Source organism: Colwellia sp. Bg11-12, from assembly GCF_014076955.1.
Taxonomy (GTDB): Bacteria; Pseudomonadota; Gammaproteobacteria; order Enterobacterales; family Alteromonadaceae; genus Colwellia_A.
The window spans coordinates 1-17,526 of record NZ_JACGUZ010000086.1 but is presented as its reverse complement, the minus strand read 5'-3'; the positions used below and the strand labels follow the sequence as shown (position 1 = coordinate 17,526).

The window sequence follows — 17,526 nt, the reverse complement described above, 5'->3', positions numbered from 1 at the left end:
CATTAGGAATAAAAACAATGACAGAGCAAACGATGAAACAAGAAACCACAAAAACAAAAACGACTTTACCTGCTTATTTTGGTGAGTTTGGCGGCATGTTTGTTGGAGAATTATTAGTACCTGCCCTTGAACAATTAGAACAGGCATTTATTGACTCACAACAAGACGAAAGTTTCTTAACTGAGTTTAATGACCTTTTAAAAAATTACGCTGGTCGTCCAACACCACTGACCTTAACCCGCAATTTATGTAAAAACCCACTCGCTAAAATATATTTAAAACGCGAAGACTTATTGCATGGCGGCGCGCATAAAACCAATCAAGTACTTGGTCAAGCATTACTCGCTAAACGTATGGGTAAAACAGAAATTATTGCCGAAACAGGTGCTGGGCAACACGGCGTTGCTACAGCTATCGCTTGTTCGTTATTAGGTTTGAAATGTCGAGTTTACATGGGCGCATTAGACTGTGAACGTCAACAACCGAATGTATTTCGCATGAAATTAATGGGAGCAGAAGTTATCCCTGTTACTGCAGGCTCTGGTACCTTAAAAGATGCCGTTAATGAAGCTTTGCGGGATTGGTCTGCAAACTATGAAAATGCTCATTACCTACTAGGCACCGCTGCGGGGCCTCACCCGTTTCCAACTATCGTTCGTGAATTTCAAAAAATGATTGGTGAGGAAGCTAAACAGCAAATCCTGAAACAAGAAGGTCGCTTGCCTGATTATGTCATCGCTTGTGTCGGTGGTGGTTCAAATGCCATTGGTATTTTTCATGATTTTATTAAAGAAAGCAGCGTAAAATTAATTGGTGTTGAAGCGGGTGGCAAAGGTGTAGACACCAATCAGCATGGCGCCACATTAGTTGCCGGAACAAAAGGCATGTTACATGGAAATTATACTTATATTATGCAAGACAAGTCAGGGCAAATAGAGGAGTCGTATTCGGTTTCAGCAGGTCTGGACTACCCAGCTGTAGGTCCTCAACATGCGTTTTTAAAAGATACTGGCCGTGCTCAATATGTGCCCATTAATGACGATGAAGCGTTAGCAGCTTTTAAAATGTTAGCAATGAATGAAGGTATTATTCCAGCGCTTGAACCGTCTCATGCCCTTGCCCACACCATTAAGATGGCAGAAGCAGTTACTGAGGAAACGGTATTCCTTGTTAATTTATCAGGGCGAGGTGACAAAGATTTAGCGCATGTGCAAACAGTGTTACAAGCTGAAGAAGACAAAAAAAATCAAGGAGAAGCATAATGAGCTTAGACGTAACGTCAAACAAGCAGATGACTACTCGTTATCAGCAAACTTTTGCTCAATTAGCAAAAAAGAATCAAGGCGCTTTTATTCCATTTGTGACCGTAGGCGATCCAAACCTTGAGCAATCATTTGAAATAATCAAAGCATTAATAGATGCTGGTGCTGATGCGTTAGAGTTAGGTATTCCATTTTCAGACCCAAGTGCCGACGGCATTACTATTCAAAAAGCAGCACTGCGCGCACTGAACGCTGGGGTAGATACAGATGCTTGCTTAACTATTTTAGCAAAAGTTCGCGCTTATGCGCCTCAAATGCCTATCGGTTTATTACTTTATGGGAATTTAGTTTTTGCTCGTGGTATTGATACTTTTTATAAAGATATGGCTGCTGCTGGTGTTGATTCGGTGTTAATTGCCGATTTACCTTTACGTGAAAGTGCTCCCTTTCGTGCAGCCGCCTTTAAGTATGGTGTTGCGCCAATATTTATAGCGCCGCCTAACGGCAGTGAAGAAACATTAAAGCAGGTTGCACAGTTCAGCTATGGGTACACCTACGTATTAAGTCGTGCGGGTGTAACTGGGGTGGATACGCCTAAAAGTGCATCGGAAGAAGCCACTAATCCTGCTATTCATTTAATTGAAAAGCTAAAAGCAAATAATGCCTCACCAGGGGTGATTGGATTTGGTATTTCTAACCCCGAACAAGTTAAAGCGGCTTTAGCTACAGGTGCCGCTGGCGCAATAAGCGGTTCAGCTGTGGTTAAAATCATTGAAAATAATCTTGATGATAACCAAGCCATGTTAGCGGCATTAACAAGTTTTGTTCAACAAATGAAAGCGGCAACGCGTTAATAAAAGATATATTTAGGGCGTGTAAAAAATCGATAAAGCCAGCTTAATTGACACTAGCTGGCTTTATATGATTATTTTATACGTGACTACCCCCTTTCTTAAAAAAATCATTCTTCAATCTAAGGCTCGAGCAATAGATATAAATGCCCTTCTTGCGCGCTCTCGCTGGTCAAATTCCTCATAATCATGTAGATTAACTTCCGATTTAAATACACCTTATAGATAATGTTGGCGGTAATAACTTAGCCGTTTTAAAAATCTGTTAAGTTAATAATTTTGGGGTTTACTAGTTTTTTATGAATTCACGTTTAATTACCTTTGCTTTATTAGCAACCATTATTTGTAAAAGAGCTAGGTAAGTCAGGCTTTATTCACTAATGGATGAAAAAATTTTGGCAATTCTGAAGCCAATACACTTTGAATCGGCTTTAGCTACTGGTTGTTTAGATTGCTGCTCGTCTATCATTTTAGTTTGACTAATGACAAAGTTTTTCTGCTCGTTGGTGTTAGCAAATAATATTAAGTTATTTAGCGAGTTCAGTAATCTGATGGTAACTGATACATTGTTAGTTGCTTCTTGTCTTATCTGGTCAAATGCCGCTCTAGCGATATCATCAAACGTTAACACCTTGCAGACTAATCTCAATTGACCTGCTTCATCATAGTGTTGTCTTGCTGGAAATACTCTTTTAGTGAGCCCACATAAAACAGAATTGAGTTTATCAACACACGTTATCGCCGTATAAGGGTCGTTAATACCGGGTGAAAGTGCACGTAAAGCGATTTCAACTAACTGATGGATAGCAAATTCGGGGTCTTGCACCGGCGTTCTGTATGCCCCTAATAAAATAAAATCAGATACTTGCTTGACTGTCTTTTTATTAATAGCATTATCTGAATGAATAATCGCGATAACGGAGTCTTCAACAATATAATCTCCTGGATAATATATGCATTCAATTAACGCTTTATTTTCAGTAGCGAGTGCTAAAAGTGCTATGTGTTCAATAGTTTGAACATATCCACTGCACTTGGCTAATACGTCAATTTGATTAACTTTCTGCGTTAAAACTTTATCGCATGATTGAGCAATAGCCGATGATTTTTTTTGCTTTGAAATAGATGGGAAGAGGTTGTCAATACTACATTGAAGCTCTTGGTAAACATCATCAATAACAACATCGGCTTGAATAGCCTTAGCGACATGATGAATAAAGTAAATTAAAACACCAACGCTAATACAAGTCATTATTACAGCGATAAGTACGGTTAAGCCCGGTTTGAAAATATAGGGCTCTTGAAAGCTAATGGCACAAAAGACGAGGATACAAAACAAGAAATTAGATATAAAAGCACCAAGCACAACTTGAGTGCCCGTATCCATCATAAAGTTACGCAGTAAACGAGGACCAAACTGTGATGAAGCCAAGGTTAAAGCAACGATAGTAAGAGAGAATGCAATACTGGTAACCGTTATCATTGCCCCAGCTATTGTTGCTAACAATGACCGAATAGCATCAATATCCATTTTATAAACTAATGGAATGGTGAACTCAATACTCTCAATATATAAAGCATCAATACATACCGTAAAAACCGCTAACACTATTGATGATAGCACCATAAATGAGGGGATAAACCAAAAACTGGTACGTGCTTTTTCTATTATTGATCCATATTTGATAATATTAAATTGCAAAGCATTACCTTCTTCAATTATTGAAATCTATTTAAGTTCATTGTCGAAATACGCAACTTAATACCCTGTAACCCAATAATAGCCGATCATTAATTACCTAAAATGGCTACTTAGCTTCTTTGTAACAGAATAGTAAAATAGTATAAAATAACGTCAACAGGCAACGGTTCCAAAAAATTATAGTGCTACAAAAAGTGCTAAAAATATAACTCTGTGCGTTAATAGCTCGACAGACGCTGGCGATAGAGTAAAAAGAAATCCTCGTACTCTATTCATTGGTTATTCAAAAGCACTTGATGTTAAGTTACGTTCGCTTTAGAAAAACTTTAATTGTATACCTAAGCCAACTCTTTGCTGATGGCGATTATAATCAATTAATGAGTCACCGTAGCCATTAAAATATTGAAATAAAATATCATAATTATCGGTTATTGGGTAACTAACGTTAAACTCAATACTGCCTTTGTTCTCACTCGTTCTTAAATTATTCCTCAGCAAACCTACTATATTAAAGTCACCCCAATGAGTTCCATAACCTAGTTCGATATTCCCCAAAAAGCGAGTAATATCAGGATTGTCATCTCCTTGAGCACTTGTTGGCGTTTCTTTTTCATCTTCAGGGATCCTATACCATGTTTTGATATAATAAAATGATGATTTATCACTGAACAATGCAGAGGCAAATGCCCTATTCCAACTTCTAGAAAGCTCATTCGACTGACCATTTGATTGATGATTCAAACCCACTTGCACTCCATTAAATTTAAACCCTAATATGGACAACTCATTGTGCCACGCATAGTAAACTTCAGGCTCGTAATCTGTTGCACGAAAAGGTTTAGACACATCACTGTTATAGACCTGCCAGTATGACTTTGCTGTAAAACCTAAATACAAACCAGACGTACTATCTTGCTCAATATATAAAGGCAACTTGACACTAATTTGATATTTAGCTTCAATATTGTCGACATTTTCTTTATTGAGGTCGTCAACAGTCGCTGTATTAGGTTTGGTGATATAAGTAACAGGAAGGAGATAGTTACGTCTATGTTGAGATATAACAAACGGATTTGCTATGGCTTCTTTAGCTGATTCCAACCGCTCATCCAGAATTGAATCAGTGCTGGCGATAACCTCAACTTCTGTCTCTATTATTGGCTTTTTAGCTAATGCTTGGCTGCTTTGGCTAAAACTTAAAAAAGACACACAACACACGGTGACAATAAAAAACACCGAGATCAAATTTTTCATACTAGATCACTCATAAATTAACAGTTGTTAAGGTTTGATAATAAGCACCTATTCAATAGGCACTAACAAAAGTTGGGTTATAGTTAACATACAACAGATTAAACGTTGTAAATAATGAGAGCATAGTCAGTTATGCTCCTATTTTTTACCTAAAATGTCTTTAAAATAAAAGCGAGGTATTTATTTTATCAAAAAAAAATTATTACATGATAGATATTTCAGGGCTGTTCTTAGGTTATATGATTAAACCCTCATATTAACCTATATCGATACTAAAATTTTTAAAGGGAATCCCTTTATCTGTATCTTTTATTATCTATGGTTTATTGCCTAGGCATCATTTTGGACTTAGCCAGTCAATATTAAAATAGCACCACAAAAAAGGGCTTAGTGCCCTTCTTTGTGGTTGTCTAATAATTAACAATCTTTATCTTTAGCTTTAACTCCTTCTTTAATATTTTCACAAGCATCTTCGATGGCGTTACCTGCATCTGTTGCGGCTTCGCCCACTTTTTCGCCCGCATCTTCAACAGCATTTCCTACATCCGTTATAGCTTCATCAACTTTTTCACCTGCGGTTTCAGGTTTACTGTCACATGCTGATAAAGCAAGTACAGCGGTTAAGGCGATCAAAGAAGTTGTTAAAAATTTAAGTTTGTTCATAGTTATCTCCATTTATTAATTTTTGAGTTTATACGCTGCATTTATAGGTCGTTAAATCTTTGGACCTTTGCCACGAACTGCGTTTGCGATTAATGATATGACCAGTAATACGACGAATACAAAAAATATAATTTTAGCAATTTCTGTTGCCGCACCTGCAATGCCACCAAAACTAAATAACGCCGCTATGATTGCAATAATAAAAAATGTTAATGCCCATCTCAACATAATGTAATTCCCTATATTATTTAATAATAAAATTAGTTCACTGCTTTAATAGCAATAAATAAGCCAGCTTTACTTGAAACTATAAAGCGTTGTTTTATAGTTACTTTATCAAGAAATTAATATTAAAAAATATCCACTAAAAAATAAATTGTAATAATTACATTATAATAGGTGTTATTTTCCTTTTTAACAACGCCTTACCTACTAAGCTAAAACCTGATGGCTATGCTGATTAGTAAGTACTATATAAGTTAATGGGCATAACATCTAAGACTAATAGAATAACACTATAAAAAAGTGTTATGGCGAAAATAAGATTGAATAACTTATTAGAGATTAAATTTTGACAGCTGATACGTGACATCTTTTGAATAGATGTAGATGTAAATATAAAAATGAAAAAACCTTTATATCCCAGTAAGTTTCCTACGGTATATAAAGGTTTTTAACATAACCAAGTGGCTAATTAGTTGTCCATTTTAGCCCAAGTATCTCGTAAACCTACCGTACGGTTAAACACAAGCTTGTCACCTGGTGAGTCTTTATTATCACGACAAAAATAACCTTGACGTTCAAATTGAAAGGCTTGTTCAGGTTTAGCATTGACCAATGACGGCTCTACTTTAGCGTGACTAATGGTAATTAACGAATCTTCATTCATCACACTCTGAAAATTTTCTGCTGCTGCCGGATTTGGTACATTAAATAAACGGTCGTATAAACGAATTTCTGCATCAATAGATTGCTCAGCGGCAACCCAATGAATAACACCTTTTGGTTTAGTACCATCTTCAGGGTTTTTACCTAAGGTATCGGCATTATAATTACAATAAACGGTAGTAACATTGCCTTCGCTGTCTTTGTCACAACGTGTGGCGGTAACAACATAAGCACCACGTAAACGTACAGCTTTATCAAGCACTAAACGCTTATATTTCTTATTGGCTTCTTCACGAAAGTCTTCCGCTTCAATGTAAATTTCTGCGGCGAAAGGAACAATGCGAGTACCTTGTTCATCATCACTTGGATGATTTTTGACGTTTAATTCTTCTACTTGTCCCGCTGGGTAGTTTTCGATGATCAACTTAATCGGGTCAAGTACCGCCATAGCACGTGGCGCATTGTCATTTAGGTCTTCACGAATACAAGCTTCTAAAACACCAATTTCAACGGTATTGTCCATTTTAGTAACGCCAATACGTTTAGCAAACTCACGTAATGAGCTAGGAGTATAACCGCGACGACGAAAGGCAGCAATCGTAGGCATACGCGGGTCGTCCCAACCATTGACGAGTTTTTCATCAACCAAAGTATGAAGTTTACGTTTACTCATTACCGTGTATTCAAGGTTTAAACGTGAAAACTCATATTGATGTGGTACAACATCAATCGATACATTATCAAGCACCCAATCATATAAACGACGGTTATCTTGAAACTCTAACGTACAAAGTGAATGGGTAATACCTTCAATAGCATCAGATAAACAATGGGTAAAATCGTACATCGGGTAAATGCACCATTTGTCAGCTGTTTGATGATGATGAGCAAAACGGACACGATAAAGAATCGGATCACGCAAACACATAAAGCTTGATGTCATATCAATTTTAGCGCGAAGTACACATTCGCCTTCTTTACATTTACCGTCTTTCATTTTGGCAAAAAGTGCTAAGTTATCTTCAACACTCGTATCACGATACGGGCTATTTTTCCCTGGCGCTTTGAGCGTACCACGGTGTTCGCGAGCTTCATCCGCATTTAAGAAACAAACGTATGCCAAGCCTTTCTCAATTAACTCAACAGCAAAACCATGCAATTGATCAAAGTAATCAGAAGAGTAATGAACCTTACCCGCCCAATCAAATCCTAACCATTTTACGTCTTCTTGAATTGAGTTAACGTAATCAATGTCTTCTTTTTCAGGGTTGGTATCATCGAAACGTAAATTACATAAACCTTGGTAATCTTGAGCAATGCCAAAATTTAAACAAATGGCTTTCGCATGGCCAATATGTAAAAAACCATTGGGCTCAGGTGGGAAACGAGTTTGCACACTCGAATGTTTACCACTTTCAAGATCCGCATCGATAATTTGACGAATAAAATTTGTTGGGCGTTTTTCAGCTTCCGACATCCACAAAACCTCTAAAAAGAATTTAAACTACGTTATTTTTCGGCATTATAACAACTGTTAATCAAAGGGAATAGCGCTTATCTCGGCAAATTATAAATTTTACGCATTAAGGGCAAAAGTTGCTTAAAAATTAAATAAATATCGAGTTATTCCTAGAAAAAGCAATTAACGTCTGATTATCATCAATAGGTAATTACGTAATCCCCATAAAAAAGAGAAGTACCAAACGGCACTTCTCTTTTATAAGGATTTTTTACTGCAAGAGACTATAGCTTAGGCTTTTTTATTCGCTATATAGGTATCAACCAATTGAGCTAAAACATTTAAGGGTACAGGACCATTACGAAGTACCACATCATGAAACTCACGAATATCAAATTTCTCAGCAAGTTCGACTTTAGCGTGTTCACGTAGCTCAATAATTTTTAACATACCAATTTTATAAGCGGTCGCTTGTGATGGCATAACAACATGGCGCTCGACCATTTTTACAGCGTCAGACTTAGCATTCGGTGTATTCGTTACATAATATTCAATACCTTGAGCTCGCGTCCATTTTTGTGTATGAATACCGGTATCTACTACTAAACGACAAGCTCGCCATAACTCCATAGCTAAACGACCAAAATCAGAATAAGGGTCTTGGTATAAACCAATTTCCTTTGGGATCATTTCTGAGTACAAACCCCAACCTTCGGTGTGTGCGGTATAACCACCAAATTTACGAAATTTTGGAATATTTGTTAGCTCTTGTTTTATCGCTATTTGCATATGATGACCAGGAATTCCTTCGTGATAAGCAAGCGCTGCCATTTGGTAAGTTGGCATTGCTTCCATGTCATAAAGATTGGCATAATAAACGCCTGGACGAGAGCCATCAGGTGCAGGTTGTTGATAAAAAGCTTTACCTGAAGATTGTTCACGGAAAGCCTCAACCGCTTTAACCTTTAATTTAGCTTTAGGTTTGGTTAAGAACAAGCTGTCTAAGCGCCCTTCCATATCATCAATTAAAGCAACAGCTTCATCTAAGTAACGTTGTTTACCGGCTTCATCAGCTGCGTAATAAAATTGTTTGTCATTTCGCATGAATTCAAAAAACTCACCAAGTTCGCCTTCAAAGCCAACCTTTTCCATAATTACGCGCATTTCACCGTGAATTCGATCCACCTCACTTAACCCAGTTTGGTGAATTTGGTTAGCGGTTAAATCTGTTGTGGTGGTGCGTTGTAATGCATTATTAAAAAATGCTTCACCTTCTGGAAATTTCCATGCGCCATCTCTATTGTCTGCTTTTTTTTCTAGCGTTTCTAAATAACTGACTAATTGCTGATAGCCAGGTTTTATGCTGGTTATTAATGCGGTATTAACCTCTGCTAAGAGCGTGCTTTTTTCAGCGGTACTGATCTCAAGCTTATTCACCTTTTTAGTGAAGTCAGCTAAAATCGTACTGTCTTTTCCGTCTTCAAATGGAGCACCTGCAAGAATATTTTGAGAGTCACGAATAACGTGAGGAAAAACAAACTTAGGGGCGATAATACCTAAGTCTTCACGCAATTTTAGTTGTGTCGTTAATTGTTCTAAAAGTACTTTAGCACCCTGCACTCGAGCAATATAATCTTGTGCTTCTTTGACATTGCTAATGGAATGCTGATTAATTAAAAATGCAGGTAAACTCGAATGCAAACCACGCATTTGATTTACAGGATAGTTATGAAAACGCCATTTATGGTCAGCAATTTTATTTTCTAATTTTTGTACCAATAAGTGATAGCTGATCATTGTCTGCTCATCGAGTTCGCGACTATCGATAGCTTTAACACGCTGAAGGTTTTCATGAGTAATCGCTAATTCTTTTAGCGTGTTTTCTTCTGAAATATCATCCCATTTATCATAATCAGTTTTTATACCTAAATAAGTTTGCATCATCGGGCTTCGTGCAACACCTTCATCAAAAATAGCATCAAATATTTGGTTAGCTTTTTCTGATTCAGACAATGCGTTAATTGCACTCTTTTTCTCAGCTTCTTTTGAGCTTGTTTGTGGTGTATCAATACCTTTTTGTTCTGTGCAAGCTGCTAGTAATGAGCTAGAAATAGCCACTACCAGTAATGTACTTTTAAAAGTCATAAGCATCTCTTTTTTATAGGAATATATAGTTATAATGGAATAACTGTAAATGTGCTAAATTAAAAATTATTTTATCTAGTCTTGATCAAAACGGATAGTGTTGGCAATAGCTGTTCGACAAATCGCTTTGTAATTACGATAAAAGGAACGTTACCTCTTCTATTTTTTATAACACATAAAAAAGAGCTTATACCGAGGTAAAGCTCTTTTTATTTAGAGTGTATATTTATAATAATATGATTAACAAAGAAAAATTTAATCTCGAGTGTTACATAATATAAATAACGACGCGTAAAACCTAATTTTTATAAATATCTGAAGGCTTAAGTTTTAACACTTTTCTTTTAGGTTTATCATCGTTATCTGTTGCTTTAGTGGCATTGGGGTTTATGTATATTTTGCTCACTTTAGGCTTAGCTGTTTGATAGTCTTTTTTAGGTAACTCAGGTTTTTTTACCGCTTCGACTTCACGTTTAGGGGTGAATTTTTCAGGGCGGTTAACGTGATATTTAGTATCAATAGCTTGGATAAAGTTTCTTAAGAACTGATCTTTACACTCGCGGTAATGTTTATGATCGGGTTTACGAAAAAATGCACTTAATTCTGGCTTAGTCATACGTATACCTGACGTAGACATCATATCGATAACATCTTCAGCGCGCAGCTCAAGGGCTATTTTCAATTTATTGAGCACAATATTGTTATTCATACGCTTTTCTGGTTGAGGGGTTTCACCATCACGTGCGCCGCGTTTATCAATAATTAAACCATTCAAAAAAGTAGCGAGTTGAACATCACTGCAGTTAACAACTTGTGGATCATCTTCTTTTTTTAACCAATAACTGATTTGTTCACGACTTACCGTTAACTTTGCTAAATTAAATAGGTCGATCATCTTTTGATCATTAAAATTAAAGGTATATCTTAAACGACGTAAAACATCATTGTTGGTCACAAAACTCTCCAAAAAAACAGCAGGCCCTACCCAATGTAAAGCTGGGCATTATTATATCACTATAGTTTTTTAAACAAAAAAGTATTTACTCGTTCTTAAAGTTTACCGTTAAGTCATGCTAAGATAATGCGCTGTTTTAGCGCGCCTTATTAACAACAAAAATATTTAATAGAGAAATCATGAGTAAAACTGCTAGCTTATTTGAACCGGTATTAACTAAACGTCGCGGCAAACATGCTGATAAAAAGCATTGGACTAACTTATTAGGCAGTAGTGATACGTTAGCGATTTACCATGGTGCCCTCAATGCCGATGCCCCAGTGTTGTTATTAACCAACGATACCCAGTCAGCATTGCGTTTTGAGCAAGAGCTAAAAAGTTTAAATAAAAAGCGGCAACTCCCTATTTGCTTATTTCCAGATTGGGAAACACTCCCCTATGATAGTTTTTCGCCACACCAAGACATTATTTCCCAGCGATTAGCGACGCTTTATCAATTATCGAACATGAAAAACGGCATCATTATTGTGCCTGTTTCTACATTATTACAACGCCTGGCGCCAACTCAGTATTTACGCACGAATAGCTTGATCGTAAAAGTAGGTGACAAAAAAGATTTACATCTAATGCGCCAAAATCTTGAAGCCAGCGGCTATCGCAGTGTTGAACAAGTAATGGAGCATGGCGAGTTTTCAGCACGTGGTGCCATTCTTGATATATTCCCGATGGGTTGTAAAACGCCTTTTCGATTAGATTTTTTTGATGATGAAATTGATGATATTCGCTTGTTTGATCCTGAAAACCAGCGTTCAAGTGATAAAATAAATGAAATCAATTTATTACCCGCACACGAATTTCCTACCGACGAAACAGCAATTAATTTATTTCGCCGCCAATATCGGGAAGAGTTTCCAAATACCATCCACAAAGAATCGATATATCATCAAGTCAGTGATGGCATTTTACCGGCAGGTATTGAATATTACCTACCACTGTTTTTCGATGAAACAAGCACCTTGTGTGATTATTTAAGCGAAGATACCCGAATAATGCTCAGTGGTGATATTGACAAAGCGATTGAACAATATTGGCTTGATATTGATTACCGCTTTGAAGAGCGTCGCTATGATTTAACACGACCATTATTAGTGCCCAAAAAACTATTTTTAAATAACGACGAATTTTATAGTGCGTTAAAACCTTTTGACCGAATTTCAATAGAGAAAACACCAGTAATATCCACATTAGAAATAACGGATACTAACGAAGAGGCGAAATCGAAAGCCGGGCATATCCGTTTTGATGTAACGCCCTTACCTGATATTACGGTTAATCATCAACTAAAACACCCTTTTGAATTAATTAATAACTTCATTAGCCACAAAGAAACACCTGATAAGATCTTATTTGTGGCTGAAAGTGAAGGCCGCCGAGAAAGTGTTTTAGAGCTATTAGAACGTAACCATATTAAGCCACAATATTTTGATGATATTGAAAGCTTTGTAGCAAGCTCAGAAAAACTGGGCATCACCGTTAATACCCTTAACAGTGGTTTTATTTTTCAAAGTAAAGGCTCTGCCAAGAAAAATGCTATTGCCTTAATCACCGAAGATGAACTCTTGGGTGAGCGCGTAAAACAAAGTCGCCGCCGCACTAAACAGCAAAATATTCAAGCAGACGCTATTTTCAAAAACTTAGCCGAGCTTTCAATCGGCCAACCTGTGGTACATTTTGAACACGGTATTGGCCGTTACATGGGTTTACAAACCATCGAAAATAGTGGCATAACCACTGAGTTTTTGGTTTTAATTTACGCGGGTGAATCAAAACTTTATGTCCCTGTTGGTTCATTACACTTAATTAGTCGATATTCTGGTACAGACGCAGAAAGTGCGCCTTTACATAAGTTAGGCAATGATACTTGGAGTAAAGCAAAGCAAAAAGCCGCTGAAAAAGTACGGGATGTTGCTGCTGAACTCCTCGATATATATGCCAGTAGAGCAAATAACAAAGGTTATCAATTTAAACGTGACAAAGCAGAATATCAAGCCTTTTCAGACAGTTTTCCGTTTGAAGAAACCTTCGATCAAGAGCAAGCTATTAAAGCCGTTGTTTCCGATATGCTCAGTGATAAAGCCATGGACAGGCTTGTTTGTGGGGATGTAGGTTTTGGTAAAACCGAAGTCGCGATGCGTGCCGCCTTTGTTGCGGTTAATGATGGTAAACAGGTTGCTATTTTAGTCCCAACAACCTTGCTTGCCCAACAACATTATGAAAACTTTCGCGATCGTTTTGCTAACTTACCCGTTGTTATTGAAGTACTGTCACGCTTTAAAACAGCTAAAGAGCAAAACGTTGTTATTGCCGATGTTGAATCAGGTAAAATAGATATTCTTATCGGCACGCACAAACTATTACAAAACAGCATAAAATATAAAGATTTAGGATTATTAGTTGTTGATGAAGAGCATCGATTTGGCGTAAAACAAAAAGAAAAAATCAAACAATTACGCAGTAATGTAGATATATTAACACTGACCGCCACCCCTATTCCACGCACCTTAAACATGGCTATGGGTGGAATGCGCGACTTATCGATTATTGCCACACCGCCAGCAAAACGTTTAGCGGTAAAAACATTTGTTCGTGAACGTGACGATGCCCTTATTCGCGAGTCTATTTTACGTGAAATTCTACGTGGTGGTCAGGTTTACTTTTTACATAACAATGTAGACACTATAGATAAAACCGCCGCAGATATTCAAAAATTGCTCCCCGAAGCCAAAGTAACTACGGCTCATGGGCAAATGCGTGAACGAGAACTTGAACGTATTATGGGTGACTTCTATCATCAACGTTACAATGTATTAGTTTGTACAACAATTATAGAAACGGGTATTGATGTACCTACTGCCAATACGATCATTATGGACAGAGCCGACCACTTGGGTTTAGCTCAGCTCCATCAATTACGAGGTCGTGTCGGTCGTTCACATCATCAAGCGTATGCTTATTTATTAACGCCTCATGTTAAACGTATCACTAAAGATGCGAAAAAACGTCTTGACGCAATTGCCTCACTTGAAGATTTAGGTGCTGGCTTTACCTTAGCCACTCACGATTTAGAAATTCGTGGTGCAGGTGAATTATTAGGTGAAGGACAAAGTGGCTCGATGAGTCAGATTGGTTTTACCCTCTATATGGAAATGCTTGACCAAGCAGTTGCGGCCTTAAAACAAGGTAAACAGTTATCACTTGAAAATATGACAGCTAAGCAAACTGAAATTGAATTGCGTGTACCGGCACTGCTACCCGATGATTATATTTTTGACGTAAGTTTACGATTAAGCATTTATAAGCGTATTGCCAGTTGCGGCAATAAAAATGAACTTGACGAAATTCAAGTTGAGCTCATCGACCGTTTTGGTTTGTTACCGCAAGCCGCTAAAAATTTAGTCCATATTGCTAAATTACGTTTAAAAGCTCAAAAAATAGGGGTTTCTCGAATTGAAGCAGGCCCTACTGGTGGCTCAATTGAATTTAGTAACGAGACAAAAGTAGACCCCATGCTTATTATTGGCTTAATTCAGCAACAGCCGCTCGTTTATAAATTAGTTGGTGCCAATAAACTCCAATTTAAAATTGCGACTGAAGACAGCAAGTCGCGTTTTATTTTAGTGACTTCTATGTTAAATGATTTAGTAAAAACGAAAAAATAACCGTAAGATAGGACAATGAACATTGCACTTGAATTTGCCTTTTCAATAAATGGCTTCAAGTCATAACGTTATGTAATAAGTCAGTGTAAAACATTACCGAATGGATGATTAATGAAATTAAAACATTTAATGCTGTTATCAACAGCATTCATATTTTCACAGCAAGCGAGTGCAGTGGGTGAAGATAATACCGACCGTTGGTTTGAAGTGGAAGTGATCCTCTTTAGTCAGTTAGGTGACAAAGCCCTGTTAAAAGAGAATTTTCCAGATAATACTGCTTTACCAGAATATCGAAATATCATCGACTTATTAGGCCCTTACCTTAATCCTGATATTACTAGTTTAAAACAACTATTGCCTAGTTGTGATACGCCTGTTTACGCTGAATCATTTATTGATCAAGCGATAACGACAATAAAAGCACAGCCTTACTTCGCCGTAAAAAGCTTGGCTGATTTTACAGCAATAACAGATCAATCGATTAATAATACAAGTTCAAGCACGCCAATATCACATTTTAGCGATGGCAGCGATAAAGCTAACGAAGCACAAAACAGCAAGCCTGTTGCGAATACTGAAGATGATTTTTACGCAAAAAACAGCCTGTTGATTGAACAAAGAATATCGAGCGAAGCGGATCCTCTTATTAGCCATAATGCCCTAGAGGTAATAGATCAGCCACCGATATTAAGTGCAAAAGAATTAGCGGAACGTACAGAGTTACTCGAAAAAGCAGCGACTGAATTTTCGGCTATTCAATTGAATTATGCAGATGAAATCGCTTCATTTTCTCAAGCTATTTGTACAATTACTCCTGAGCAGTTTAACAAATTTAACCAATCTAGAAGTGGACACATTTACGAAAGTTATACGGCTTTTACTATTAGCAACGTTCCGTCAACTATTGATAACAATGAAAACATCTACCTTGATCAAGACTATTTACTCAGTGAAGCATCGTTACAACTTGACGATATCGTTCAAGAAATAGCGCGAAGTAGGAACTTCAAACCGTTAATGCATTTTGGCTGGCGTCAAAAAACAAAAACAAAACAATTAGCAATACCACTGAAAGTATTTGCCGGTGAAAATTTTAGTGTTCATTATCAACAAGAGTTACAGCAATTTCAGCATCAACTTAAGCAAGCGCAGACACAAGAGGCGCTTCTACACAAAGCCCTTTATAAGCAAAGTTCACCTTTAATAGGGCTTTCAGAAGAAGCATTGCAACAGAAATTAGTAAAAGAACGTTTACAAGAACTTATGGTGAAGTTACCCAGTTTGCCTGTAGAAAAAAGCAACTTATTGACCGAAATAGACACAGATATAGACAATACGCGTAGCATGTTAAATTCAACTAACATGCAAATAGCGCCAATTCCCCCCCCTCAGGACTGGACTATTGAAGGTTTTTTGAAAGTGGAAGTTGATTTTTATTTACACATTACTGCTGATTTTAATGTCATGAATATGTCGTTAGCCGAACAAGCCACACAAAAATTATTACCTGGCAGTAAAAAACAGCAATCTGCACAGTTAAAAACCATAAACTTTAAACAAGACCGACGCGTAAGAAGTACCGAAATACACTATTTTGATCACCCTTATATTGGCATGATAATTCGGATTTTACCTTATCAGAAACCTACTAAGGAAGTTGAAGAGTCCGCTTCACTTCATTAAATATAGAGATAATTATGGATAAAGAAATTGAAATACAAGCCGCTGTTTTTCGCCGTTTACTTGCTCATTTAGACAACCGAAAAGATGTGCAAAATATTGAATTAATGAATTTAGCGAGTTTTTGTCGTAACTGCTTTTCTAAATGGACGGTTGCAGAGGCAGAAAAATTAGGCGTTGAAGTAGATATCGATACCGCTCGTCAACAGATTTACGGTATGCCTTACAGCGAATGGAAAGAAAAACACCAATTACCAGCAACACCTGAACAAATGGAAAAGTTTAATCAGTTACAGAAAAAATAGAAATTTTTCTCTTCTAAATTTTTACTGAAATGCCATATTTAGTCGCTCGACGATCACTTCTGTCGCGCGACTCTAGCCAACGGCCCCGTTTATCTTTTAACTTACGCCGATTAACCGATGAACGACGTTCGTACCCTTTCCAAAAAACGTGTTTTATCGCCGCACTGTTTTCAACACCACTAGACACACCCGCATGGTTTACGGCTGAGTTCATTTGACGACTGTATTTATTACGTTGTCGCTTATCTTTCTTTGAACGCTCTGTTTGAACTTGATTGACAGAAGGTAATAGATCTATAAGTACTTCCACATGACTTGTCCATTCGTTAATATTATTATATTGAACATTTAATCGGCAGATTAAAATAAAAGTTTGATTTTTAATTTTTAATTTTTAATTTTTAACTCAGAAAGATACCTTTTTTGCTCAACTTTACTTATTTCAGTATCCTCATTTTTTTCAATTTCTTTACATTCCTTCTTTAATTGATCCTCTTTACTCGCAATAACTTCCGCTTCCTTAAGTTAAACATTCTTATCATGTTTAAGTTTTGTCTATAATATATGTATACTTTTCTCGACCTTAACTAATTTTTCATAATACATCACTTTATTCTCATTATACTTATTAACAACTTGTTCA

At 36.9% G+C, this 17,526-nt stretch carries 13 protein-coding genes; 5 read left to right on the top strand and 8 right to left on the bottom strand.

The features are described 5' to 3' along the window. Positions 1 to 32: 32 nt before the first annotated feature. The gene (gene trpB, locus H4J39_RS18035; RefSeq protein WP_182229870.1) at positions 33 to 1,262 is read left to right on the top strand and encodes a tryptophan synthase subunit beta; all 1,230 of its coding nucleotides are present in this window, start codon (positions 33 to 35) and stop codon (positions 1,260 to 1,262) included. Further along, positions 1,262 to 2,116, top strand: a complete 855-nt coding sequence (trpA, locus tag H4J39_RS18030) for a tryptophan synthase subunit alpha (protein ID WP_404842700.1) — start codon at positions 1,262 to 1,264, stop codon at positions 2,114 to 2,116. Before trpB ends, trpA begins: the two co-directional genes overlap by 1 nt. 367 nt (positions 2,117 to 2,483) lie before the next feature. On the opposite strand, the gene H4J39_RS18025 is transcribed toward trpA, so the two are convergent. The 7 genes from H4J39_RS18025 to H4J39_RS17995 form a co-directional block, all read right to left on the bottom strand. Next, a complete protein-coding gene (locus H4J39_RS18025) occupies positions 2,484 to 3,815 on the bottom strand; it encodes a DUF2254 domain-containing protein (RefSeq protein WP_182229718.1) in 1,332 nt (443 codons plus the stop codon). A gap of 315 nt (positions 3,816 to 4,130) precedes the next feature. Next, on the bottom strand, positions 4,131 to 5,069 hold the full coding sequence (locus H4J39_RS18020; RefSeq protein ID WP_182229717.1) for a phospholipase A: 939 nt from the start codon (positions 5,067 to 5,069) through the stop codon (positions 4,131 to 4,133). 417 nt (positions 5,070 to 5,486) lie between these two features. Beyond that, positions 5,487 to 5,732: a hypothetical protein gene (locus H4J39_RS18015; RefSeq protein ID WP_182229716.1), complete on the bottom strand. Its 246-nt coding sequence runs from the start codon at positions 5,730 to 5,732 to the stop codon at positions 5,487 to 5,489. A 51-nt stretch (positions 5,733 to 5,783) separates the two neighbouring features. Then, positions 5,784 to 5,960 carry a DUF1328 domain-containing protein gene (locus H4J39_RS18010; protein WP_182229715.1) on the bottom strand — a complete coding sequence of 59 codons (177 nt, stop codon included), beginning with the start codon at positions 5,958 to 5,960 and terminating at the stop codon, positions 5,784 to 5,786. A gap of 466 nt (positions 5,961 to 6,426) precedes the next feature. Further along, positions 6,427 to 8,097, bottom strand: coding sequence for a glutamine--tRNA ligase (glnS, locus tag H4J39_RS18005; protein WP_182229714.1), 1,671 nt, complete (start codon positions 8,095 to 8,097; stop codon positions 6,427 to 6,429). Between the two features lie 273 nt (positions 8,098 to 8,370). Beyond that, positions 8,371 to 10,224: a DUF885 family protein gene (locus H4J39_RS18000; protein WP_182229713.1), complete on the bottom strand. Its 1,854-nt coding sequence runs from the start codon at positions 10,222 to 10,224 to the stop codon at positions 8,371 to 8,373. A gap of 298 nt (positions 10,225 to 10,522) precedes the next feature. Next, positions 10,523 to 11,179: a DUF1456 family protein gene (locus tag H4J39_RS17995; protein ID WP_182229712.1), complete on the bottom strand. Its 657-nt coding sequence runs from the start codon at positions 11,177 to 11,179 to the stop codon at positions 10,523 to 10,525. A gap of 179 nt (positions 11,180 to 11,358) precedes the next feature. Here H4J39_RS17995 and mfd point away from each other — a divergent pair, with 179 nt between their 5' ends. From mfd to H4J39_RS17980, 3 genes are all read left to right on the top strand, one after another. Further along, positions 11,359 to 14,898 carry a transcription-repair coupling factor gene (mfd, locus tag H4J39_RS17990; protein ID WP_182229711.1) on the top strand — a complete coding sequence of 1,180 codons (3,540 nt, stop codon included), beginning with the start codon at positions 11,359 to 11,361 and terminating at the stop codon, positions 14,896 to 14,898. 111 nt (positions 14,899 to 15,009) lie between these two features. Beyond that, positions 15,010 to 16,581 (top strand): CsiV family protein, encoded by a 1,572-nt coding sequence (locus tag H4J39_RS17985; protein ID WP_182229710.1) that lies wholly within the window; start codon positions 15,010 to 15,012, stop codon positions 16,579 to 16,581. A 14-nt stretch (positions 16,582 to 16,595) separates the two neighbouring features. After that, on the top strand, positions 16,596 to 16,883 hold the full coding sequence (locus tag H4J39_RS17980; protein ID WP_182181529.1) for a DUF1244 domain-containing protein: 288 nt from the start codon (positions 16,596 to 16,598) through the stop codon (positions 16,881 to 16,883). A gap of 13 nt (positions 16,884 to 16,896) precedes the next feature. On the opposite strand, the gene H4J39_RS17975 is transcribed toward H4J39_RS17980, so the two are convergent. Then, complete coding sequence (locus H4J39_RS17975; protein WP_182229709.1) at positions 16,897 to 17,193, bottom strand: hypothetical protein; 297 nt, start codon at positions 17,191 to 17,193, stop codon at positions 16,897 to 16,899. Positions 17,194 to 17,526: the final 333 nt, after the last annotated feature.

What these genes read in the sequence shown, in the direction of transcription:
- mfd (WP_182229711.1), top strand. Translation starts at nt 11,359, where the DNA reads ATGAGTAAAACTGCTAGCTTATTTGAACCGGTATTAACTAAACGTCGC.
- trpA (WP_404842700.1), top strand. Translation starts at nt 1,262, where the DNA reads ATGAGCTTAGACGTAACGTCAAACAAGCAGATGACTACTCGTTATCAG.
- trpB (WP_182229870.1), top strand. Translation starts at nt 33, where the DNA reads ATGAAACAAGAAACCACAAAAACAAAAACGACTTTACCTGCTTATTTT.
- H4J39_RS18000 (WP_182229713.1), bottom strand. Translation starts at nt 10,224, where the DNA reads ATGACTTTTAAAAGTACATTACTGGTAGTGGCTATTTCTAGCTCATTA.
- H4J39_RS17980 (WP_182181529.1), top strand. Translation starts at nt 16,596, where the DNA reads ATGGATAAAGAAATTGAAATACAAGCCGCTGTTTTTCGCCGTTTACTT.
- H4J39_RS18010 (WP_182229715.1), bottom strand. Translation starts at nt 5,960, where the DNA reads ATGTTGAGATGGGCATTAACATTTTTTATTATTGCAATCATAGCGGCG.
- H4J39_RS17985 (WP_182229710.1), top strand. Translation starts at nt 15,010, where the DNA reads ATGAAATTAAAACATTTAATGCTGTTATCAACAGCATTCATATTTTCA.
- glnS (WP_182229714.1), bottom strand. Translation starts at nt 8,097, where the DNA reads ATGTCGGAAGCTGAAAAACGCCCAACAAATTTTATTCGTCAAATTATC.
- H4J39_RS18020 (WP_182229717.1), bottom strand. Translation starts at nt 5,069, where the DNA reads ATGAAAAATTTGATCTCGGTGTTTTTTATTGTCACCGTGTGTTGTGTG.
- H4J39_RS18015 (WP_182229716.1), bottom strand. Translation starts at nt 5,732, where the DNA reads ATGAACAAACTTAAATTTTTAACAACTTCTTTGATCGCCTTAACCGCT.